Source organism: Oscillospiraceae bacterium (assembly GCA_025758045.1).
Lineage (GTDB): Bacteria > Bacillota > Clostridia > Oscillospirales > Ruminococcaceae > Gemmiger.
Genome location: CP107208.1, coordinates 2,476,940 through 2,500,104, shown reverse-complemented (window position 1 = coordinate 2,500,104; position 23,165 = coordinate 2,476,940). Strand labels below are relative to the sequence as shown.

Below are 23,165 nucleotides of genomic sequence, written 5' to 3'. Positions count from 1 at the left end.
CTTTACAGCACCCCCTTGATCTCATTGTTGTAGCAGTTGATAGCCGCGTTGACGGCGTTGAACACTGCGTTGCTGGAATAGGTGGCGCCGGACAGGGCATCCACGGGGCTGCCGTTGGAGACTTCGCCGCCGTTCCAGCCCACAAAGCCGGAAGCAAAGCTGTCATCGGCCACCTTGGAGCCAATGCCGGTGGTCTGGGTGGAAGCGTCGATGCTGATGTTGGAGACAGCGCCCTCGGCGTCAAAAGCGACGTAGACGGTGACGTCCTTGCCGGAGTAGCCGGAGGCAGCAGCCTTGACGGCCACATCGCCGTTGGCGGTGGTGACAGCGCCCTGCACACCATCGGTGGTCAGGTTCTCAACCTCGGTCATGTCGTCGGACGTGGTGCCCTCCGGCAGGACAGAGACATAGGCGGCCAGCGTTTCCGCCTTGGTATTTTCCTCGATAATGGGGGCCGTGATGTCGTTCAGCACGGCCAGCAAAGCGCTGCAGATCAGGCAGATAGCCACCAGCACGATGACCGGCAGGACCAGCTCTTTAAAGGCGCTCTGGTTTTCGGTATTTTTCTCGTTTGCCATCAGGCTTTGCCCCCTTCCTCAGCGGCCTTCTTGGCCTTTTTGGGCTTCTTGTAGCCCAGCGGGGTCTGGTGACCCCAGGCGTTGAACCACGGAGTCATCAGGTTGCCCAGCAGGATGGCATAGCTCATGCCTTCATTCATCGAGCCGAAGTGGCGGATGAGGAAGGTGATAAGGCCGATGAAAACGCCATAGAACAGCTTGCCCTTAGTGGTGAACGGGCTGGTCACGTAGTCGGTCGCCATAAAGACAGAGCCGAACAGCAGGCCGCCGGACATGCACTCGATCAGGGCAGCGTAGGGGTCGCCGGTGTTCAGGGCGGTCAGGATAAAGACGGTGGCCACGATGGTGACGGGGATGGTGGCCTGGATGGTCTTTGTGGCAACCAGGTAGGCAAAGCCCAGCAGGATGGCCAGCACGCAGACCTCGCCCATCATGCCGCCGTGCAGGCCCAGGAACATATCCAGCAGGCTGACGGCATGGCGGTCCACACTGGAGGCCAGCGGCGTGGCAGAAGCCAGGGCATCCACGGCCATATCCGGGTAGACGTAGGCGGTCATGCGGGAGGTAAAGCCCAGAAACAGCACGATACGGCCGACCAGCGCGGGGTTGGCAAAGTTATAACCCAGGCCGCCGAACAGCTGCTTGGTAATAACGATAGCCACAAAGGCACCCACAACGGCAATCCAGAGCGGCATGCCCACCGGCATGTTCAGCGCCAGGATGATGCCGGTGACAACGGCAGACAGGTCCCCTACCGTATTGGTTTTGTGGAGCAGACGCTCATAAATGTACTCAAATGCCACACAGGCGAAGGTGGTGACGACCACCAGCAACAGGGCCCGTGCGCCGAAGATCAGTGCCGAAGCCAGCACAGCGGGCAGTAGCGCAATGACGACATTGCCCATCAGACCGCGGGTGGTGGAATGGTCACGGATATGCGGCGAGGCAGTAACAAGCAGACGATCTTCCATGGATCATTTGCCTCCTTTCCGCAGTTCACCCAGGTACCAGGCCTTGGCAAGGGTCATCGTCTGGCTGACGGGGCGCTTGGCCGGGCAGGCATAGGTACAGCTGCCGCAGGCGACGCAAAGGTCGACGCAGCGTGCTTTCAGGGTGTCAAAATCTTTGTTGTTAAAGGCAGAAACGACCTCGACAGGCTCCAGGCCCATCGGGCAGGCCTCGATGCAGCGGCCGCAGCGGATGCAGGCCGAAGGCTCCGGCAGAACAGCCGCCTGCTTGCTGAACAGCAGCAGACCATTGTTCTGCTTCAGTACGGGGTAATCCGCGCTGGGGGCAGCGCCTCCCATCATGGGGCCGCCGAAGATGATCTTGCCCAGCTCGACACCTTCTTTGATGCCGCCGCAGGCTTCGATCACATCACGGTACAGTGTACCGATGGGAACCTCGATGTTCTGGGGCTTGGCGATGGCGTCGCCCTCGACGGTGACACGCTTGGATACCAGAGGAATACCAGTTTTCAGGTACTTGCCCAGGGTGGATACACTGGTCACGTTCATAATCACGCAGCCGGCGTCGGCGGGCAGACCGGGTTTGCCGGTGGGGCCCACCTGGGGCACCTCACGGCCGGTGCAGGTCTCCACCAGCGTTTTCTCAGCGCCCTGCGGGTAACGCATGGGCAGCGGCTTGACCTCGACACCCTTCATATTGCGCACGAGAGAGCAGAGCAGGTCGATGCACTCCGGCTTATTGCGCTCGATACCGATGATGCAGTGCGGGATCTCGCAGTACTTCATGACGGCTTCGATACCGGAGATGATGGTATCGCTGCACTCAAGCATTTCGCGGCAGTCAGTGGTCAGGTAAGGCTCACACTCGGCTGCGTTGATGAGCAGCGTATCGATGGTGTTGGCAGCCAGCTTGACATGGGTCGGGAAACCGGCGCCGCCTACGCCCACCAGGCCGCAGTTCTGCACGGCAGCCATCAGGCTGGGTTTGTCGGTGACCGTCGGTGGTACGCAGGCCGGGTCGATGGTCTGCTCGCCGTCGGTCTTGATGGCAACGGCAGTGGTCATGCTGCCGTTGACCATGCGCATCGGGGCAACATCCTGTACCGTGCCGGATACGCTGGAATAAATGCTGGCACTGACAAAGCCGCCGGCCTTGCCGATGAGAGTACCAACCATAACGGTGTCGCCTTTTTTGACGACGGGCTCGGCCGGGGCACCGATGTGCATCGACATGGGAATAATGACATGCTCAGGCGTAGGCATCTTGACGGTGGCCAGCCCGGCAGTCGCTTTCGCATGGGGCACATTCGCGCCTTTGGCGGAGCGTTTCAGGGATTTGAACAAGCTATTTCCCCCATTCTGGTTTGGCACAGCGGACGGGTGAACGCCCCTGCTGTGCCCTGATTTTTGTGCCCACCAGGCGGAAACGCACGGTTTTAACGGCGTTCTCTCCCCGCGAAACGGGCAATAATACGATTTCATTGTAACCGCCTTTAAAAAGCAAGTCAAGGCGATTCGGTACACTTCGGCCAAACTGTCAGAAAGAGAGCAATTTATGCAAAACTTTGGCTCTTTGTTGCAGAATTTGTACGATTCTTGCATGAATTGTGAATTTTATAACGTCAAATTTATGACAATTTTTCCATACCGAAACAGACGGCCCCAAAACAGGGCCGTCTGCTTACCTATTTAAATATAAGTCAATTACAGCTCGATCTCCTGCAGGCGCAGCAGGGCGAGGATATAGATCTTCAGCGCTTCGATCAGCTTATCGAAGTTGGCACCCTCGTTGGCACCGTGCATCGGGCCGGCGAATTCCGGCAGGGGCAGGTCGGTGTGCTCGGGGCCGAAGCTGACCGCATAGGGGAAGTGGCGGGCGTAGGTGCCGCCGCCCATGGTAAAGGGGGTCTTGCCCTCACCGGTCACATCGTTGTAGGTGGTGATCAGCGTCTGGATAGCCGGGCTGTCGGCTGCGATGTAGAACGGCACGCGGCTGGACAGGTCCTCCAGGTGGGCAGCGTCGCCGCAGACCTGGGTCATGATGGCGGTCATCTTCTCGGGGTCGGTATTGGTGGGATAGCGGCAATCGAAGCTCTGGCGGATAACGCCGTCCTTCATCTCGATCGTGCCGCCGATAATGGTCAACGGGTCGAACAGGCCGTCGTCTGCGGCAATGCCCAGGGCACTGCCGTCGGTGGAGGCGTGCAGGGTGTGCAGCACCTGCAGGTAGGCATCCTCCTGCGGGGTGCAGACGCCGCTCTTGAGCAGGCAGTCCACGATCAGGCTGATGGCGTTGACGGTGCCTTCGGGCATAGCGGCGTGTCCGCTCTTACCCCAGCCGCGGATGATGGTGGAGCCGCTCTCCCCTGCCTCGAAGGTCACGCCTTCGGTCTGGACCAGGGCGCCGGCGGCGACCTGCACAGTGCAGGAAGCGCGGTCCGGCACGGCATTGTGAGCCACGCCGCCCTCAAAGGCGGTGATGATGCCGTCCAGCTTGGGGCTGACGATCTCGCCGTTGAAGCCGCCCTTCTCGCCGTTGCAGACCGGGAACTCAGCATCCGGAGTGAAGCAGAAAGCGGGCATAGGGTAATGCTCGGCGTAGTAGTCCACATCGTGCATGTTGGTCTCCTCGTTGGCGCCAAGCAGGGCGCGGACGGGGTACTTCAGCTGCACGCCGCTGTCTTTCAGATACTTCAGCGCATACAGGCACAGGATGCTGGGGCCTTTGTCATCGGCCACGCCGCGGCCCAACAGCCAGCCATCCCGCACGCGGACGGTGTAGGGGTCGGCGTCCCAGCCGTTGCCCTCGGGCACTACATCGGTGTGGGTGATGGTGGCCAGGAACTTCTGGTCGTCAGCGATAGTGCCGGTCTCAGCCCAGCCGATGTAGCTGTCGGCGTTGCAGGTGGAAAGGCCCAGCTCCTCGGCAATTTCCAGTGCCTTGGCCAGCGCGGCCTTGGGGCCGGGGCCGAATGGAGCACCGGGGGCAGCTTCGCCCTCGACACTGGGAACGGCCACCAGACGGGTGATGTCCCGCAGGATGTTGTCGCGGTTTTCTTCGGCAAAGGCGTCGATGGACGCCCAACGCGGATCATTCATAAAGGAATCCTCCTGTAAATTTATGTTTGTACTAGTATAACACAAAGCGGAAAAAAGTAAAAGGCAGTACCGCACAAATCCTAATGCCTTTGCAGCAAAAATTGTGCAGTACCGCCTGGAGGTGTTAAGGCAATACCGCACAATTCTAAGTGCCGATACGGCGAGCGAGGTGCGGCAGCTGCTAAGCCAAAAGCGCAGATAATACTTTGTGTATTATCGAGCATTTTGGCAACGCAGATGCCGTGCCGCAGCCGCCGAAGCGGTGCTTAAGCCGTAAGGCGGGAATTGTGCGGTGTTGCCTTAATCTTTCTCTTCGGTGTCGGCGCTCATGGTGACGATCTCGGCAATTTTGCAGCCGGTGGGGGTGCCTGCCAGGCCGCCGATGCCGGTCTCCCGCAGGTCCTTGCTCATGGCGTTGCCGACTTCGGCCATGGCATCGATGACTTCATCGGCGGGGATGTGGCCGACGACCCCGGCCAGCGCCATGTCGGCGGCGGAGACAGCGTTCATCGCACCGATGACATTGCGCTTGACGCAGGGAATCTCGACAAGGCCTGCAACGGGGTCGCAGACAAGGCCCTCGAGGTTGGTCAGGGCCATGGCGAAAGCTTCGGCACACTGCTCGGCCGTGCCGCCTTTTAAGTCGACGAGGGCGGCGGCGGCCATGGCGCTGGCGGCGCCCACCTCGGCCTGGCAACCGCCCTCGGCCCCTGCTAAGGTAGCGCGGCTGGCGACCACCTGGCCGAAACCGGCGGCGACATACAAGGCGCGGCAGACAGCTTCTTCATCAGCCGAGCCGGTGCGCCAGAGCGGTAGCAGCACCGCAGGCAGTACGCCGCAGCTGCCTGCGGTGGGTGCAGCTACGATGCGCTTCATGCAGGCGTTGCACTCGGCGGTTTTGAGGGCCTCGGCCATGACGGACGCAAAGTAGCCGCTGGCGTAGAGCGTCCCCCGGGCGGCAGCCTGCTCCACCTTGGCTGCATCGCCGCCGACAAAGCCGCTCATCGAGCGGTCAGCACCACAGTAGCCGTCGCTGGTGGCGCGCATGACCGACCAGAGGCGGTGCATCTCGGCCTCGCTTTCGGTGCGGGTCAGGCCACTTTCGGCCAGGTCGCTTTCCAAAATTACTTCGTACAGGGGCTGCCGGGACTCCTGGCAGGCTTGCAGCATTTCGCGGATGGAGGAGAATGACATACAGATGCCCCCTTACAAATTTAAAATGGTAACTTTGACGATGCCGGGCTGGCTGCGCAGTTCCCCGGCAATTTCTTCGGGGATAGGCTCGTCACATTCCAGCACCATGACGGCGTAGCCGCCCGCTGCGGAACGGTAGAGCTGCATGGTAGCAATGTTGACGCCGTGGGCGCTCAGGCACTCGGACACGGTGGCCACGTGACCGGGGGTATCCTGGTTGTGGACGATGAGGGTGTTGTGGTCACCGCCAAAGTTGGTGGTGATGCCATCAATCTGGCAGATATTGATACGCCCGCCGCCGATGGACGCGCCGACGACCTCCAGCTTGCGGCCTGACACGCCGACCAGCCGCAGTACCGCCGTGTTGGGATGGGCGCCGCGCAGGTTGATGGAGCCGATTTTATAGTGCAGGCCGCTGGCCTTGGCCAGGGCGAAGCTGTTGGGAATGCGGTCATCATTGGGCTGCATGCCCAAAAGACCGGCCACGAGGGCACGGTCGGTGCCATGGCCGCGGCCGGTGGCGGCAAAGCTGCCGTAGAGTAGGATCTCCGCCTGGGCAGGCTGCTCCCCCAGCAGGCGGCGTGCCGTACTGCCAATGCGAACCGCACCGGCCGTATGGCTGCTGGACGGTCCCGTCATGACCGGGCCGAGGACATCAAATAAACGCATGGTGATCCCTCCTGTATTTGCATAGTATACCGTATTGCAGCTTTTATTGCAAGGGCAAGGCGATAATACAGAGAAAACCTTGTTTTTGTACCTGAGCGGAAAACAAAAACAGTTTTTGGCGGGCTGCACCGCCGTAAAACAAGATTTTGCGCGAAATCCCTTGACAATTTGTGGGCAAAGGCATAAACTAAATAAGTCATCCGAATATATGGGCCTGTAGCTCAGTTGGGAGAGCGTTCGGTTCGCATCCGAGAGGTCAAGGGTTCGAATCCCTCCAGGTCCATAAAAAAACAGGCCCCTTGCCGTGTTCCGGCAAGGGGTCTGCTTTTTATGCTGACATGGAGAGGATTCGAACAGGGCGACGGCGCTGCACCGTTTCATAGGGGGATAATGCAAGGCAGACAGGGTTACAGGGACGCCGCCCCCTGTAAATAGACCCGCAAACGCAAACCGGGAAATAATGCAAATGCCCATGGGTCAGCACTCCCATCGGAATCGTTTCATATCCACGCACCCGTTGGGTTTGAATTGGATGCCTTCCCGTTCCAACAAGTGCTGTTGTTCGGGCCAATTGGGGGCGGGGCGGCCGGCGTGGTTGACTACGCGGTGGCAGGGGTAGCTGCCGTACAGCTCGGCATGGCTGAGGACGTTGCCTACCAGCCGCGCATTGTTGTCGCGGCCGATCAGGCGGGCAATCTGACCGTAGCTGGCCACCTTGCCGCGGGGTATTTCCCCTACGGTGGCCAAAATCTCGTAAATCAGGTCCTCGTGCAATACTTTGCGCATGGCGGCATCCCCTTTCTAGGTATAAGATACCCGCTTCAGGCGGCGGTGTCAATGCGCCAGCTTGTACATGGCACTGAAATAGCCGCCGTGCTGCACCAGCTCGGCAAAGGTGCCGGTCTCGGCGATGCGGCCATCTTTTAGGACAAAAATTTCATCGTAACATTCCAGCAGCGAGGCTTCCAGCCGGTGGGTCACCACCACGCGGGTGATGCCGGTGAGGGACAGGATGTCCTGCGTGATCTCGTGGGCGGTCTGAGCGTCCAGTGCAGCGGTGGCTTCGTCCGCCAGCAGGATGGACGATTGTTTGAGCAGCGCGCGGGCGATGGCAATGCGCTGCTTTTCGCCGCCGGAAAGCTCGCACCCGCCTTCGCCGCAAAGGGCATCCAGGCCGCGCCGGGCTACGAGTTCTTCCAGGTGGGCGCGGCGGATGACCTCATCCAGGGTCTCCTGCTGGAAAGCACTGAACATCGTAATATTATCCCGGATGGAGGCGTTAAAGACAAACACGTTCTGCTGGACGACGGAGACAAGGCCGTTCAGCGATTCGGGCGTAAGGCGGCGGATGTCGATGCCGTCAAAAAGCACCTGACCGCTGGTGTTGTCGTCCGGGATGTGCAGCAGGCGCAGCAGCGTGGATTTTCCGCCGCCGCTGGCACCGACCACCGCATAGGCTTTGCCTGCTTTCAGCGTGGCGGAAAGGTCCTGCAGCACAGGCTTGCCTGGTGTGTAGCGGTAGCCGGCATGCGCCAATTCGATTTGCTGCATCAGCCGCGGCAAGGGTTGGCCGCCCGGCTGCGCAGTTTGCCCCGCCAGGCTGTCGGCCAGCTTTTGCACCAGGGCCAGCGCGGCCTTGCGTGCGGCCAGCAGGCTGGGCAATGCGGCGATAGGCTCGATGATGAAGTTCATCAAATTGACAAAGGCGATGACGACGCCGGGCGTGACGCCCCGGCCGGTACGCGCTAGCCAGGTACCCAGCAGAAAGATGCCCAGCTGCGCCGTGATGCCGGTAAAAGAACCGGCGGACTCCAGCAGCGTTTGCAGCTTCAGGCGGGTGCATTTCTGCTGCTCTAAGCGGTGATTCTCGGAGGCAAAGCGCTGATTGATCTCATCCTCAGCGCGGAAACTGCGGATGACGGGAAAGCCGTTTAAGTAATCCGACAAAAACGCCGTAAAATCCCGGTTACGGTCCGAGACCCGGCAGGCGGCATCCGAGAGCCTGTTCCCTGCCGCCATCGACACGGCAAAAGGCAGCATCGACAACACAATGGCTACCAGCGTTAAAGGCAGCGAATAGGTCAGCATCAGGGACAGCGCCCCGGCGAAGCAGAACAGCTTTTGGATGAGGGTAAACTGCTGGGTCAGGTAGTCGGCCTCGATGGTGGCGGCGTCGTTGGTCAGGGCCGAGAGGTAGGCGGCTGAGGGCCGGCGCTGGAAATCCGGCACGCTTTTTTGCGTCAGCTGGGTCACGGCGCAGTTTTTGTACTGCTTCATAGCCGTGGCCAGAAAGCGCGTCTTTGCGCAGTAGACAAGTGCCGAACCGCAGAAAAGCAAAAGGAAGAACCCGCCGCAGGCCCGGACAAGGATGCGGAAAGGCAGTGCCCCCGGCGTACCGGCGGCTGTATCGATGAGCTGCTGCATCAGCCAGGAGATTATGAGGTTGAACACGGCCCCTATCAACGCCCCGGCAGCGGCCAGCACAAAGGCCAGCCGGTTGCCGCGGTAAAACGACCCGCGCAGCTGGCGGGTGATGGTATCAGCGGGCACCGCACAACTCCTGCCAGAGGGCGGTCGTCTGCGGGTCATCCATCTGCTTCAGAGCGTTCTGGGCGGCCTGGGCAGCGGTCTCTCCCAGATCGTCGTTGACGGTGGAGTCCTCGCCGGGCATGGCAAAGCGGATGGTATCGGCGGCGTAGCTGGGCGCGGCATCAAACCGCACGGCCAGGCGGTGGGCTTCCTCGGCGGATGTTCTGGCTTCCTCCGGTTGGCCGGTTTTGAGCAGGACGTGCGCCTGGAACAGGTAAAAGACCGAGTTGATCTTATCCATAAAGCTGGTGCATTCCGGGCGGGGCATAGCGGTGAAGATCGGCAGCGCCCAGGCAAGCAACGCCTGTGCCTGGGCATAGTCGCGGCTGTTCAGGAATAGATTCAGGTAGCCCATCACGGTGCGCACCAGCGCGGCCTCGTGGATGAGCAGGGATTCGGACAGGTACGGCAGGGCCTCCTGGGCGCGCTTGGCATCCTTGGCCAGAATCATGCCGATGCAGTCGCTATAGAGGCCGTCGGTGTTGTGCTGCCGGAAAAGCTCCAGGGCGCGTTCGTCATCCTCCAAGTCCTGGCTGATTTCCGCCATAGCAACGTAGAGCGTTTGCTCGCTGATGCGGGGGTTGGTATTCTGGTGCAGAAGCGGACGGGCTTTTTCCAGCAGTTCCAGGGCGCGGCGCAGTTTGGCGTTGTCCCGTTTGTACAGTCCAAGTGCCTGATACAGCATGGCACTGCGGTAGACGATGATAAACGAATTGGGATACTTTTTCAGTGCCTTTTCGGCTTCTTCCAGACCGTTCAAGTCCTTGACGCGCTGGCAGTGCCGCAGGCGCCGGGCGGTGGCATCGATGCGGTTGTCCTTTAAGATGTAGCCCAGCAGGACATCGATGGACGTATCGAAAAAGTCGGCCATTTCCACGATCAGCGGCAGTTCCGGCGTGGACAGGCCTGCTTCCCATTTGTAGACGGCACCCACGGTGACACCCAGCACTTCGGCCAACTGCTCCTGGGTCAGGCTGCGCTCTTTGCGGAAAGTGCGGATGGATTCGGCAAGTTTGATCTCCATAGCTTGTTTGCTCCTTTATCATTTGTGGGCCCTGTGACTTTATTATAGCAGGCGGCAGTGCGGTTGTGAACGCACCGGTGGTACTGGCGGGACATTTCTTTTTCTACTGCCGGTAAGGGTGCATTTTTTGCAGATTTTACAACCTGTTGCTCGAAAATCTCTTGCTTGTTACCGCAAAATACTGTATGATAGGTACTGAATTTTAGTTATATAAAGGGGTGTTGTCGTGATGAAGTGTACTGCCGCGTTGGCCGGTGTGCTGGCCCTGGCGATGCTTCTGACGGGCTGCAAGAAACCTGTGGATACCGTTGCCGCTACGGCGGAGACAGCCGAATCCGCCGCAACGGACGAAACCGCTGCCACACCAAACCCGGTGGAGGCGCTGCCAGCCTCGGTGACGGTGGGCACGGTGCTGCCCAAGACCGAGGCTGCCGGGCGCAGTTATATCGATGAGACGCTTTTTATCGGTGACTCCAACACCGCACGTTACCTGATGTACGCTGATGAGACCGGCACGGCCTTTACCACGCTGGCCAACAACATCGGCGTGGTCAGCATGGGGGCAGGGGCCATCACCACGCTGAAGTGCGAGCAGTTCAGCGGCTCGTCCACCATGTACACGGTGCCGGACGCCGTGGCGATGCTGAAGCCCAAACGCATCATCATCTGCTATGGCACGAACAATCTGGGCGGGTCGTCCACCGATGCAACATCGTTTATCTCTACTTATTTAAAGGGACTGAAAGCCATTGAAACGGCCTGGCCCTACTGCGACATCATCGTCAGCGCCATCCCGCCGCTGGACAAGCAACGGGAAAACACCAACCTGACCATGACCCAGGTGGATGCCTACAACGCAGCGCTGATCCAGATGTGCGAGGAAAACGGCTACAAGTTCCTGAACAGCGCCGAGGCACTGCGGGACGATGCCACCGGCTGGGCCAAGACAGATTATACCCTTTCGGACGGCGTGCATCTTTCCAAGACGGCTGTGACCGAATATTTCACCTATGTACGCACCCACGCTTATGTGACGGAGGACCGCCGCCCGCAGCCGCTGGGGAACATTCCCACCCCGGTTGGCCCGCCGGTAAACCTGATTTCCCAGGACCCCATCGCCGTGCGCGGCGCCAAGGTACCGCTGGAATTTGTGGCCACCAACGGTGGCAAAATTTCCGGCTCGGCCAGCCAGCTGGTCAAAAAAGGTACGACGGCTTCGGCTGTGACGGCTGTTCCTGACGACGGCTTTGTATTTGCGGGATGGACTTCCAGCACCGGGGCCAGCTACAGCAGCGAGACCCTCAGCTTTACGATGCCCAGCGACGCCAACGCGGGCGGTGTGGTGCTGACGGCCCACTTTACCGCCGACGAACACGAGCACAACTACGTGGAGATCGAGGGCACCAAAGTGGCCGCCACCTGCCTGACTGACGGCACCTGCCAGTACAAGTGCACCATCTGCGGTGAGATCATTGAGGAAACGACTTACGCCCTGGGTCATGACTGGGACGAGGGCACTACCTACAGCGATGCCATTGTGTACACCTGCAAGCGCTGCGGCGAGCAGAAGAAAGAGCAGATTGTGCACATGCACAACTACCAGTTGGTCAGCGAGACAATGGCCACCTGCATCAGCGAGGGCAAGCGCACCTACCAGTGCAGCTGCGGCGATGAGTACACCGAGAGCGTGCCTGCTACCGGGCATAACTGGAAAGAAACGGAACGGCATGCGCCTACGTATGAGCAGGACGGTTGGATTCATTATGAGTGCACCAATGCCGGATGCGGTGAATGGTACGATGAGGTATTGCCGAAGCTGCAGCCTACGCCTACGCCGCCCCCGGATTCCAATTCTTCGAGTTCCACAGTAAATCCAGGTGATTCTTCGGGCGAGGAATCTTCCACCTCGTATACTGAGGAATCGGAAACGTTTGAATAAGTGCTGCATGATACCAGCAAGCCGCCCTGCGGGGCGGTTTTGCTGTTCCCTGCCAAAGCAAAAGAAGAAAAGAGAAAGAGGTAACCATGTCTACCAAGCCCCACAAGACCGGCAACGGCGCGTTGATGCGCCGGTTTCTGCCCTACCTTATTAAGTACAAGGGTGTACTGTTTTTTGATTTGTTTTGCGCGGCGCTGACAACGCTGTGCGATATTGCCCTGCCTACCATCATGCGCACGCTGACCAACACGGTCTCGGCCGCCGCGCTGACGGTGGATACCGTGCTGCGGATGGCGGCACTGTACTTTGTACTGCGCATCATCGACGGCGCGGCCAGCTACTTTATGTCCGGCATCGGGCATATCATGGGTGTGCATATCGAGACCGACATGCGCCGCGACGCCTTTGACCATCTGCTGCGGCTGGACCATACCTATTATAATAATACCAAAGTCGGCCAGATCATGGGCCGCATCACCAACGATCTGTTTGACGTGACCGAGTTCGCCCACCACTGCCCCGAGGAGTTCTTTATTGCGGGCATCAAGATCGTAGCATCCTTTGTGATTTTGTGCCAGGCCAGTATTCCGCTGACGCTCATCGTGTTTGCCTGCGTGCCGCTGATGGGCGTTGTGTCGGTCAAACTCAACCACAAACTGCGGGAGCGGTTCCGCCAGCAGCGGTTCCAGATCGGAGAGCTGAATGCGACGATTGAGGACAGCCTGCTGGGCCAGCGCGTGGTCAAAGCCTTTGCGGCCGAGGACCTGGAGCGGGAAAAGTTCGAGCAGGGCAACCGTGAATTTGAAAAGATCAAAACGCTGGGCTATCATGCCATGGCGGCGTTCAATACTTCCACCCGGATGTTTGACGGCCTGATGTACTTTGTGGTGATCCTGGCGGGCGGCCTTTCGCTGGTGTACGGGGCCATCAGTGCCGGAGACCTGGTGGCCTATGTGCTGTATGTGTCCACGTTGATTGCTACCATTCGACGCATCGTCGAGTTTGCCGAGCAGTTCCAGCGCGGCATGACCGGCATCGAGCGCTTTGCGGAAATTATGGATACGCCCATTGCCATTGCCGATAAGCCCGATGCCAAACCGCTGGAAGTGAAGCAGGGCGGCATTGAGTTTAAGGATGTCAGCTTTGAGTATCCCGACGACCACAACCAGGTGCTGCACCACGTCAACCTGACTATCCGTCCGGGCGAGAGCCTGGCGCTGGTTGGCCCCAGCGGCGGCGGTAAGACCACACTGTGCAACCTGATCCCGCGCTTTTACGATGTGACCGGCGGCGCGGTGCTGGTGGACGGGCAGGATGTGCGGGCTGTGCAGCTGCACAGCCTGCGGCAAGCCATTGGTGTGGTGCAGCAGGATGTGTATCTGTTCAGCGGCACGGTGGCGGAGAATATCGCCTACGGCCGCCCCGGCGCGACCCGCGCTGAAATTGAAGAAGCCGCCCGCCTGGCTGGGGCTGACGGCTTTGTGCGTGCGCTGAAAAACGGCTATGACACCTATGTGGGCGAGCGCGGTGTGAAACTTTCCGGCGGGCAGAAACAGCGGTTGGCCATTGCGCGGGTGTTCTTGAAGAACCCACCGATCTTACTGCTGGATGAAGCCACCAGCGCACTGGACAACGAAAGTGAGATCCTCGTTGGCCAAAGCCTTGACAAGTTAGCCAAAGGCCGCACGACACTGACCATTGCCCACCGCCTGACGACTATTAAAAATGCAGACCGTATTCTGGTTTTGGGCAAGGATGGCATTGAGGAAGAAGGCAGCCACGAGGAATTGCTGGCGAAGAAGGGCATTTATTACCGCCTATGGAATGGATTAGTCAGCGGTCAGACATTATAATATAAGTTCAAGCCGCCTCCTTTTTAGGGGGCGGTTTTTGTATGCAGTGCAGCATGCGGGTCAGGTTTAACGTGAAGGTGAACAGGTTGGAGGTAATCATGATGCCGAGGAATGCCGCCATGCCGTAGCGCGGCAGCAGCAGCCAGATGGCGGCGATACGGAAGATGGAATCCGCCAGCGAATAGTAGAATGTGGCCAGCTGTTCCCCTAACCCTTTCAGCACGCCGTCCACCATGCTTTCCAAATACATGAACGGCGCGACAAAGCCTAAAATGCGCACATACTCCCCTACCTCGACGTCGCGATAGATAAAGCCGGCAAGGGGCGCACCGAACAGCACGAACCCGGTCCCCGCCGCCAGCGAGAAGGCACCGGTGACCTTGAGCATCGTAAACACCAGCCGGCGGGTGGCGTCGGTGTCGCCTTTGGTGTGGGCGCGGGTGATCTCCGGCATCAACAGCCCGGACAAGGCCGAAAGTACCGAGAATGGGAAGAACAGCAGCGGCAGCGCCATGCCTTTCAGACTGCCGTACTGGGCCATGGCGTCGGCCCGGCTGCCGGTGTAGAGCGCTAACGTGTAGGGAATCAGGCTGCTCTCGACGGCCTGCAGACCGCTGGCCAGCAGGCGACTGCCCTCCACCGGCAGGACGATGGCGTACAGCTCCTTTTGGGTGTAGGGCTGCAGAGGCTCATCGGCGCGGCGGGCAAACTCCGGCGTTTTGGCGGCAAAGGCGAACATGAGGGCGCAGGAGATGCCCTCGCTGACCGTGCTGCCCAGTACTACGGCGGCACAGCCGTAGCCTGCACCCCATTGGGCCAGCACACGCAGTGCGGCGATGGCGATTGCCATGCGGATGATCTGTTCGATCAGCTGAGCAATGACATTCGGGTGTACCCGGCGTGCCGCCAAAAAGCAGCCGCGCACCGCCCCGGCCGCCGCCATAAAGGGCAGGCTGGGGGCTAAAATCTGCAAAGACAAAATGGCGCGGGTATCGTGGAGGAGATACCGGGCGGCAGGCTCGGCCAGCAGCACTTGCAGCAGCATGGCGCAGCAGCCAAACAGCAGGGCTGTACCGCAAAGCCCCCGCAGGGTAGCCGCCATGCCCCGCCCCCGGGCCAGGCTTTGTGCCGCCAGCCGGGCCGAGGCTACATTGATACCCGCCGTGGCCAGCGAGACGAATACCATGTACACCGCTAAAATCAGCTGGTACAGGCCCATGCCCTCGCCGCCCAGGTAGGACGACAGCACCACCCGGAAACCCATGCCCAGCACCCGCAGCACCAGCCCGCAGGCGGTGAGCAGGGCGGCGTTTTGCAGATAGGTCTTGCGCCGTGCCATGGCATCCCCCTCCCAACCGGGGGCAGAAGCCCCCTACACCACTATGCGGCACGGGTGGCCGGTATGCAATTTGACTACTTACAAAACAGATAGTACCTTGCGTTCTGCTGTCTGATTTGTTATACTGTTATGAGAGCATAGGCAATGCTGCCTGTTTTTTCGGCCTGCGGGCTGGCAGATGGACGGCGTTGCCGAAATTTAAAGGAGCAAAAACTACTATGAGTGAAGAATGTACCCATGATTGCAGCAGCTGCAAGGCAAACTGCGATCACCGTGCCCCCGAACATGAGGCGCCGCACCCGAAAAGCCGCATCTGCAAGGTCATCGGCGTCGTTTCCGGCAAGGGCGGTGTTGGCAAAAGCATGACCAGCGCCATGCTGGCTGTTTCGATGCGCCGCCTGGGCTATAAAGCCGGCGTGCTGGATGCTGATATTACCGGCCCCTCCATCCCCCGCCTGTTTGGCGTGAAGGGCCCTGCCACCGGAGACGGCGAGAGCATCAATCCTGTCTGCAGCCGCACCGGTGTTGAGATCATGAGCATCAACCTGCTGCTGGATGACCCCGAGGCCCCTGTGGTATGGCGCGGCCCCGTGATTGCCGGTGCTGTTAAGCAGTTCTGGCAGGAAGTCGTGTGGGATGTAGACTTCCTGTTTGTGGATATGCCCCCGGGAACTGGCGATGTGCCGCTGACCGTGTTCCAGACGCTGCCGGTGGACGGTATCGTTATCGTCTCCAGCCCGCAGGAGCTGGTGGGCATGATTGTAGGCAAGGCCGTGCAGATGGCCCAGATGATGAACGTGCCCATCCTGGGACTGGTCGAGAACATGAGCTATGCCCTGTGCCCTGACTGCGGCAAGCATATCAATGTGTTCGGTGACAGCCATGTGGATGAGATCGGCGCCAAGTACAAGGTGCCCGTGCTGGCCAAGATGCCCATTGACCCCGAGCTGGCCAAGGAGGCTGACGCCGGTATGATCGAGATGTACGCTGGCGATTATCTGGACGGCGCTGCCCAGGCCGTGGCCAAACTGCTGAAGTAAAACCAGTCCCTGCTGCCCAGGTACAATGATACGGAGGTTTTGTTATGAAAAAGTTTTGGGAAGAATTTAAAGCCTTTGCCCTGAAGGGCAACATGATGGACATGGCCATCGGTGTTATCATCGGCGGTGCGTTCTCTACGCTGGTCACTTCTCTGACCGACAACCTCATCAGCCCCATCCTGGGCATTTTGGGCAAGGTGAACTTTGATGCAATGATGTGGGACGTCTTCGGTGATGGCAAGCTGGTATTCAAGTATGGTGCCTTTATTACCGCCGTCATCAATTTCCTGATCATGGCATTTGTGCTGTTCCTGATCGTGAAAGGCATGAACAAGCTGATGGACATGGGCAAGAAGGAAGAAGCGCCTGCCGAACCGGAGGCACCGGCTGCCCCCACCCAGGAAGAGCTGCTGGCCAGCATCCTGGAGGAGCTGAAGAAGCAGAACGGGGAGAAGTCGGCGTAAGGCTGTGCCGGTCGTCTACAGAGTCTCGACAAGGCCGGCGCTTAACATTCTTAAGTTAAACCCTCTATTTTTGAAATAAATCAAGTTTGAAACTTGATTTTATAAGATTCTTCGGATTGTAGGTTGTAAACCGACCTATACTATGGTATAGTTGCAGCAAGAACAAAGGCGTTCCCGCCGGGGCTAGTGTGCCCTGCCGGGGATGCCTTTTTGTTTACCCCGTTTTTTGCCGCATAACCTGTGTGCGCAGAGGCAAAAAACGCAACTGGGAAGGAGCGTATAAAGGAAATGGAGAACTTTACCGAGCGTAAGGCCCCGGCCGGGTTGTATGACCCGCGCTTTGAGCATGATAACTGCGGCATTGGTGCGGTCGTAGATATTAAGGGGCGCAAAAGCCACAAAACCATTGATGATGCGCTGCAGATCGTAGAGCATCTGGAACACCGCGCCGGTAAGGATGCCGAGGGCAAGACCGGTGACGGTGTCGGCATCCTGACGCAGATCAGTGATACATTTTTCCAGAAGGCCGCCGCTGAGCTGGGCATCACCTTAGGTAGCGATTGGGAATACGGCGTAGGCATGTTCTTCTTCCCGCAGGAGGAACTGCGCCGCAACCAGGCCAAAAAACTGTTTGAGATCGTATGCAAGAAAGAGGGCCTGCCCTTTTTAGGCTGGCGCGAAGTGCCTACCGACCCCGAGGTGCTGGGCCACAAGGCCCGCGCCTGCATGCCCAGCATCTGGCAAGGCTTTGTTGGAAAGCCGTCCCGTCTGGAGGCCGGCATCGCCTTTGACCGCCGCCTGTATGTGGTGCGCCGCGTGTTTGAGCAGTCCAGCCCGGATACCTACGTGTGCAGCCTTTCCAGCCGTACCATTGTATATAAGGGCATGTTCCTGGTCAAGGAGCTGCGCCTGTTCTATCTTGATCTGCAGGACCCGGATTACAAGTCCGCCATCGGCATGGTGCACAGCCGCTTCTCCACCAACACGGCCCCCAGTTGGAATCGTGCCCACCCCAACCGTTTTATCCTGCATAACGGCGAGATCAATACCATCCGCGGCAACGTGGATACCATGCTGGCCCGTGAGGAGACCATTGGCTCCAACTATCTGAAAAATGACATGACCAAGGTACTGCCCATCGTCAACCAGGGCGGTTCCGACTCGGCCCAGCTGGATAACACGCTGGAGTTCATGGTCATGAACGGTATGGACCTGCCCCTGGCCGTAATGGTAACTATCCCCGAGCCGTGGAGCAACAACAAGTCCATGGACCCGAAGAAGCGGGACTTCTACCAGTATTATGCCACAATGCTGGAGCCGTGGGACGGCCCTGCCAGTATCCTGTTCAGCGATGGCGACGTGATGGGCGCGGTGCTGGACCGCAACGGTCTGCGCCCCAGCCGCTACTATATCACCAAAGACGGCCGTCTGATCCTTTCCAGTGAGGTAGGCGTGCTGGACATCCCGGCCGAGGATGTTGTCCGCAAGGACCGCCTGCGTCCCGGCAAGATGCTGCTGGTGGATACCGTCAAGGGCGAACTGGTGGACGACGATAAGCTGAAAGCCGACTACGCCAGCCGTCAGCCCTACGGCGAGTGGCTGGACCGCAACCTGGTCAACCTGCGCGATCTGAAGGTCCCCAACAAGAAGGTGCCTGACTATACCAAAGAGGAACTGGTGCAGCTGCAAAAGGCCTTCGGCTATCGGTACGAGGATGTGTCCTCTATCATCCTGCCGATGGCCAAAAACGGCGGTGAGCCTGCCGGTGCCATGGGCAGCGACACCCCGCTGGCCGTGCTGAGCCACACCCATCCCCTGCTGTTTGAGTACTTCAAGCAGATGTTTGCCCAGGTTACCAACCCTCCCATCGACGCCCTGCGCGAGAAGGTCGTCACCTCCACCACCGTCTATGTCGGTGCCCAGGGCAACCTGCTGGAGGAGAATGCCGAGAACTGCAAGGTGCTTAAAATCGAGAACCCCATCCTGACCGATACCGACCTTTTGAAGATCAAAGCCATGGACGTGCCCGGCTTCAAGGTCGAGACTCTCTCCATCTGCTACTACAAAAATACCGATCTGGAGAAGGCCATCGACCGCCTGTTTGTGGATGTCGACCGCGCCTACCGCGACGGTACCAACATACTGATTTTGTCCGACCGCGATATTGACGAGTACCACGTCGCCATCCCCAGCCTGCTGGCGGTGGGCGCTGTCAGCAAGTATCTGGTGCGCACCCGCAAGCGCACCTCTATGGCGCTGATCCTGGAAAGCGGCGAGCCGCGCCTCGTACACGACTTTGCCACCCTGCTGGGCTACGGCGCTTCGGCAATCAACCCCTATCTGGCACAAGAGACCATCGGCAGCCTCATCAGTGAGGGGCTGCTGGACAAGGACTACTACGCTGCCGTCGAAGATTACAACAAAGCCGTGCTGGCGGGCATCATAAAGATTGCCTCTAAGATGGGCATCTCCACCATCCAGTCCTACGCAGGCAGCCAGATCTTTGAGGCGCTGGGCCTGAGCCAGGAAGTAGTCGACAAGTACTTTACCAATACTGTTTCCCGCGTGGGCGGCATCACCATCCACGATATTCAGAACGACCTGGAAGCCCGCCATCAGGAAGCCTTTGACCCCCTGGGCCTGGACATCAACCGTGAGCTGCCCAGCCTGGGCGCCCACAAGTTCCGCAGCGGCCCCGCTGCCGAGCAGCACCTGTACAACCCGCAGACCATCCACCTGCTGCAACAGGCCTGCTGGACCGGCAATTATGACACCTTTAAGCAGTACACCGCTGCCGCCGCCAACGAGAACGGCGATGCCATGCACCTGCGCAGCCTGCTGGACTTCAACTACCCCGAGGTCGGCGTGCCGCTGGACGAAGTGGAGAGTGTGGACTCCATCGTGAAGCGCTTCAAGACCGCTGCCATGAGCTACGGCGCGTTGTCCGAGGAAACCCACGAGTGCATGGCCATTGCAATGAACCGCCTGGGCGGCAAGTCCAACACCGGCGAGGGCGGCGAAGCCGAGGACCGTTTTGGCACCGAGCGCAACTCCGCCATCAAGCAGGTGGCCTCCGCCCGCTTCGGCGTGACCAGCAAGTATCTGGTCTCCGCCAGCGAAATTCAGATCAAGATGGCCCAGGGCGCTAAGCCTGGCGAGGGCGGCCAACTGCTTGGCGGCAAGGTCTACCCCTGGGTTGCCAAGACCCGCAACTCCACCACAGGCGTGGGCCTGATTTCTCCCCCACCGCACCACGATATTTACTCCATCGAGGACCTAGCCCAGCTGATCTATGACCTGAAATGCGCCAACCGCAAGGCGGCCATCAACGTCAAGCTGGTCAGCGAGGCCGGTGTCGGCACGATTGCCGCCGGTGTTGCCAAGGCCGGCGCCGAAGTCATCCTGATCTCCGGCTTTGACGGCGGCACGGGCGCGGCGCCGCGCAACTCCATCCACAACGCAGGCCTGCCCTGGGAGCTGGGCATTGCCGAGGCACACCAGTGCTTAATTATGAACGGCTTGCGCAGCCGTGTGCGCATTGAAGCGGACAGCAAGCTGATGAGCGGCCGCGACGTGGCCATCGCCGCCCTGCTGGGTGCCGAGGAATTCGGCTTTGGCACCGGCCCGCTGGTGGCCATGGGCTGCGTGATGATGCGCGTCTGCAATCTGGACACCTGCCCCATGGGCATCTGCACCCAGAACCCCGAACTGCGCAAGCGGTTCAAGGGCAAGCCCGAGTACATCATGAACTTTATGCGCTTTATGGCTGAGGACCTGCGCGAGTACATGGCCAAGCTGGGCGTGCGCACCGTTGACGAACTGGTGGGCCGCACCGACCTGTTGAAGGTCAAGCCTGCCCCGGCAGGCTCCCGCGCCAGCGAGATGGACCTGACGGCGCTTTTGCAGAACCCGCTGATCGAGAACAGCAGCGTGCACTTTGACCAGAAGGCTGTCTACAACTTCCAGCTGGAAAAGACGCCTGACATGAAGGTGCTGATGAAGAAGTTCAAGAAGGACTTTGACACAGCCGAGCCAAAGCCCATGACCGTTACGCTGGATGTTGGCAACACCGACCGCGCTTTTGGCACGATTTTTGGCAGCGAGATCACCGCCAAGTTCGGCAACACCCTGCCGGAGGATACCTTCCATGTGGTATGCCACGGCTATGGCGGCCAGAGCTTTGGCGCCTTTATCCCCCGCGGCCTGACGCTGGAACTGGTGGGTGACGCCAACGACTATCTCGGCAAGGGCCTGTCCGGCGGTGAGATCGTCGTGTATCCGCCCAAGGAAGTCACCTTTGACCGCAGCGAGAATATCGTTATCGGCAACGTGGCGCTGTACGGCGCTACCGGCGGCAAGGCCTTTATCAACGGCGTGGCGGGCGAGCGCTTCTGCGTGCGCAACTCCGGCGCTGTGGCCGTTGTCGAGGGTGTGGGCGACCACGGCTGTGAGTACATGACCGGCGGCACGGTGGTCGTACTGGGCAAGACCGGCAAGAACTTTGCAGCCGGTATGAGCGGCGGCATCGCCTATGTGCTGGACGAGGATTGGGACTTCTACCAGCGTGTGAACAAGGACATGGTCAGCCTGGAACCCGTGGAGCACAAGTACGATGTAGCTTTGCTGAAAGACCTGATCCGCGAGCATGTAGAAAAGACCGGTTCGCCCCGCGGCAAGGAGATTTTGGACAACTTCGGCGAGTATCTGCCCAAGTTCAAGAAGGTACTGCCGCACGATTACGACAAGATGCTGCGCTTGATCGCCCAGATGGAAGAAAAGGGCGAGGACAGCGAGCAGGCGCAGATCGAAGCATTTTACGCGATGAAGAACGCGAAGTAAGGGAGGCAGAGTATCATGGGTAAACCGACAGGCTTTATGGAGATCAAACGGCAGACCAGCATGGAACTGCCGCCCGAGGAACGCATCCAGAACTTTAACGAATTTCATGTGCCGCTGCACACCGACGAACAGCAGGCCCAAGGTGCCCGCTGCATGGACTGCGGCGTGCCCTTCTGCCAGAGCGGTATGCTGCTGGGCGGCATGTACAGCGGCTGCCCGCTGAATAACCTGATCCCGGAGTGGAACGATCTGGTGTATCAGGGCAAGTGGGATCTGGCCGTACACCGGCTGATCGCTACCAACCGCTACCCGGAGTTTACCAGCCGGGTCTGCCCCGCTTTGTGCGAGGCCGCCTGCACCTGCGGCATGGCCACCGGCGACCCGGTGACCGTGAAAGAGAACGAACGCGCCATCGTAGAATACGGCTACGAGAGCGGCGCTATCCACGCCGTGCCGCCGCCGGCCCGCACCGGCAAGACGGTTGCGGTCATTGGTGCAGGCCCTGCGGGGCTTTCGGTGGCCGACCTGCTGAACAAGCGCGGCCACAAGGTGACTATTTATGAGCGCGAGGACCGCCCGGGCGGCCTGCTGATGTACGGCATCCCCAACATGAAGCTGGAAAAGTGGGTCATCGACCGCCGCGTGAAGATCTTGCAGGATGAAGGCATTGAATTTGTGATGAACGCCGATGTGGGCGGCAATGTCAGTGCTGAGGAATTGCAGGACAAGTATGACGCCGTAGTGCTGTGCTGCGGTGCCAAGCAGGCCCGTGACATCACCGCCCCCGGCCGCGATGCACAGGGCATCTACTTCGCCGTGGATTACCTGACCAGCGTGACCCGCAGTTTGCTGGATTCCAACTTTGCGGATGGTAAGGCGGTCTCGGCCGCAGGCAAAAAGGTGCTGGTCATTGGCGGCGGCGACACCGGCAACGACTGCGTGGGCACGGCTATCCGCCAGGGTTGCGAGAGCGTGATGCAGCTGGAAATGATGCCCTGCCCCCCTGCCGAGCGTACCGCAAACAACGCCTGGCCGGAGTGGCCCCGCGTGTTGAAGACCGACTACGGCCAGCAGGAAGCCATTGCCAAGTTTGGCAATGACCCGCGCGTTTACCAGACCACCGTGAAGGAGTTTTACAAGAATGAAGCCGGGCAGGTCTGTGGCGCGTTGATTGCCAAGCTGGAAAGCCGGGTAGTGGATGGCCGCCGCCAAATGGTACCTACCGGTGAGGAGTTTGCCGTGGAGTGCGATCTGGTGCTGATTGCCGCTGGTTTCACCGGCTGCCAGCCCTATGTGGCCGAAGCCTTTGGCGTAGACCTGACCAAGCGCGGCACCGTGGCCGATACCAAGTATGCCACCAACGTGCCCAAGGTGTTCGCCTGCGGCGATATGCGCCGCGGCCAGAGTCTTGTGGTATGGGCCCTGCGTGAGGGCCGCGACACGGCAGCTGTGGTGGATGAGAGCCTGATGGGGTACACCAACCTGTAACCTGCTTTGCAAAGAAAGCAGGAATGAAATTCTAATATTTCCCAGAAAATAAGGGGATGCAGCGGCATGGCTGCATCCCCTG

General features: G+C 59.6%; 16 protein-coding genes and 1 tRNA gene. 7 read left to right on the top strand and 10 right to left on the bottom strand.

The window, feature by feature from the left end:
• Window positions 1–2: 2 nt before the first annotated feature.
• The 6 genes from OGM81_11645 to sdaAB form a co-directional block, all read right to left on the bottom strand.
• Window positions 3–578 (bottom strand): FMN-binding protein, encoded by a 576-nt coding sequence (locus OGM81_11645; protein UYJ42977.1) that lies wholly within the window; start codon window positions 576–578, stop codon window positions 3–5.
• Entirely contained in the window at window positions 578–1,549 is a 972-nt protein-coding gene (locus OGM81_11640) for an RnfABCDGE type electron transport complex subunit D (GenBank protein UYJ42976.1), read from the bottom strand. The genes OGM81_11645 and OGM81_11640 overlap by 1 nt, the downstream gene beginning before the upstream one ends.
• Before the next feature lie 3 nt (window positions 1,550–1,552).
• On the bottom strand, window positions 1,553–2,890 hold the full coding sequence (locus OGM81_11635; GenBank protein ID UYJ42975.1) for an RnfABCDGE type electron transport complex subunit C: 1,338 nt from the start codon (window positions 2,888–2,890) through the stop codon (window positions 1,553–1,555).
• Window positions 2,891–3,250: 360 nt separating this feature from the next.
• Window positions 3,251–4,645, bottom strand: a complete 1,395-nt coding sequence (locus tag OGM81_11630) for a Sapep family Mn(2+)-dependent dipeptidase (GenBank protein ID UYJ42974.1) — start codon at window positions 4,643–4,645, stop codon at window positions 3,251–3,253.
• A 300-nt stretch (window positions 4,646–4,945) separates the two neighbouring features.
• Window positions 4,946–5,839 (bottom strand): L-serine ammonia-lyase, iron-sulfur-dependent, subunit alpha, encoded by an 894-nt coding sequence (gene sdaAA, locus OGM81_11625; GenBank protein UYJ42973.1) that lies wholly within the window; start codon window positions 5,837–5,839, stop codon window positions 4,946–4,948.
• A gap of 12 nt (window positions 5,840–5,851) precedes the next feature.
• Window positions 5,852–6,508: an L-serine ammonia-lyase, iron-sulfur-dependent subunit beta gene (gene sdaAB, locus OGM81_11620; protein UYJ42972.1), complete on the bottom strand. Its 657-nt coding sequence runs from the start codon at window positions 6,506–6,508 to the stop codon at window positions 5,852–5,854.
• 210 nt (window positions 6,509–6,718) lie between these two features.
• Here sdaAB and OGM81_11615 point away from each other — a divergent pair.
• Window positions 6,719–6,791: transfer RNA gene (locus tag OGM81_11615), tRNA-Ala, on the top strand.
• 194 nt (window positions 6,792–6,985) lie between these two features.
• Here the strand turns inward: OGM81_11615 and OGM81_11610 are convergent.
• Genes OGM81_11610 through OGM81_11600 form a run of 3 tightly spaced genes read right to left on the bottom strand, consistent with a single transcriptional unit; the run spans window position 6,986 to window position 10,121 of the window.
• Complete coding sequence (locus OGM81_11610) at window positions 6,986–7,294, bottom strand: MGMT family protein (protein ID UYJ42971.1); 309 nt, start codon at window positions 7,292–7,294, stop codon at window positions 6,986–6,988.
• A 48-nt stretch (window positions 7,295–7,342) separates the two neighbouring features.
• Window positions 7,343–9,058, bottom strand: coding sequence for an ABC transporter ATP-binding protein/permease (locus tag OGM81_11605; GenBank protein ID UYJ42970.1), 1,716 nt, complete (start codon window positions 9,056–9,058; stop codon window positions 7,343–7,345).
• The gene (locus OGM81_11600; GenBank protein ID UYJ42969.1) at window positions 9,048–10,121 is read right to left on the bottom strand and encodes a helix-turn-helix domain-containing protein; all 1,074 of its coding nucleotides are present in this window, start codon (window positions 10,119–10,121) and stop codon (window positions 9,048–9,050) included. Before OGM81_11600 ends, OGM81_11605 begins: the two co-directional genes overlap by 11 nt.
• A gap of 229 nt (window positions 10,122–10,350) precedes the next feature.
• Here OGM81_11600 and OGM81_11595 point away from each other — a divergent pair, with 229 nt between their 5' ends.
• On the top strand, window positions 10,351–12,060 hold the full coding sequence (locus tag OGM81_11595) for an SGNH/GDSL hydrolase family protein (GenBank protein ID UYJ42968.1): 1,710 nt from the start codon (window positions 10,351–10,353) through the stop codon (window positions 12,058–12,060).
• Between the two features lie 86 nt (window positions 12,061–12,146).
• Window positions 12,147–13,913 carry an ABC transporter ATP-binding protein/permease gene (locus OGM81_11590; GenBank protein UYJ42967.1) on the top strand — a complete coding sequence of 589 codons (1,767 nt, stop codon included), beginning with the start codon at window positions 12,147–12,149 and terminating at the stop codon, window positions 13,911–13,913.
• Between the two features lie 7 nt (window positions 13,914–13,920).
• Here OGM81_11590 and OGM81_11585 read toward each other — a convergent pair whose 3' ends face one another.
• Window positions 13,921–15,252: an oligosaccharide flippase family protein gene (locus OGM81_11585; GenBank protein UYJ42966.1), complete on the bottom strand. Its 1,332-nt coding sequence runs from the start codon at window positions 15,250–15,252 to the stop codon at window positions 13,921–13,923.
• Window positions 15,253–15,470: 218 nt separating this feature from the next.
• Between OGM81_11585 and OGM81_11580 the strand changes: the two genes are divergently transcribed.
• The 4 genes from OGM81_11580 (at window position 15,471) to OGM81_11565 (ending at window position 23,083) form a co-directional block, all read left to right on the top strand.
• On the top strand, window positions 15,471–16,292 hold the full coding sequence (locus OGM81_11580; protein ID UYJ42965.1) for an Mrp/NBP35 family ATP-binding protein: 822 nt from the start codon (window positions 15,471–15,473) through the stop codon (window positions 16,290–16,292).
• A gap of 44 nt (window positions 16,293–16,336) precedes the next feature.
• Complete coding sequence (gene mscL, locus OGM81_11575) at window positions 16,337–16,756, top strand: large conductance mechanosensitive channel protein MscL (GenBank protein ID UYJ42964.1); 420 nt, start codon at window positions 16,337–16,339, stop codon at window positions 16,754–16,756.
• Window positions 16,757–17,044: 288 nt separating this feature from the next.
• Window positions 17,045–21,595, top strand: coding sequence for a glutamate synthase large subunit (gene gltB, locus OGM81_11570; protein ID UYJ42963.1), 4,551 nt, complete (start codon window positions 17,045–17,047; stop codon window positions 21,593–21,595).
• A 15-nt stretch (window positions 21,596–21,610) separates the two neighbouring features.
• Window positions 21,611–23,083, top strand: a complete 1,473-nt coding sequence (locus OGM81_11565) for a glutamate synthase subunit beta (protein ID UYJ42962.1) — start codon at window positions 21,611–21,613, stop codon at window positions 23,081–23,083.
• Window positions 23,084–23,165: the final 82 nt, after the last annotated feature.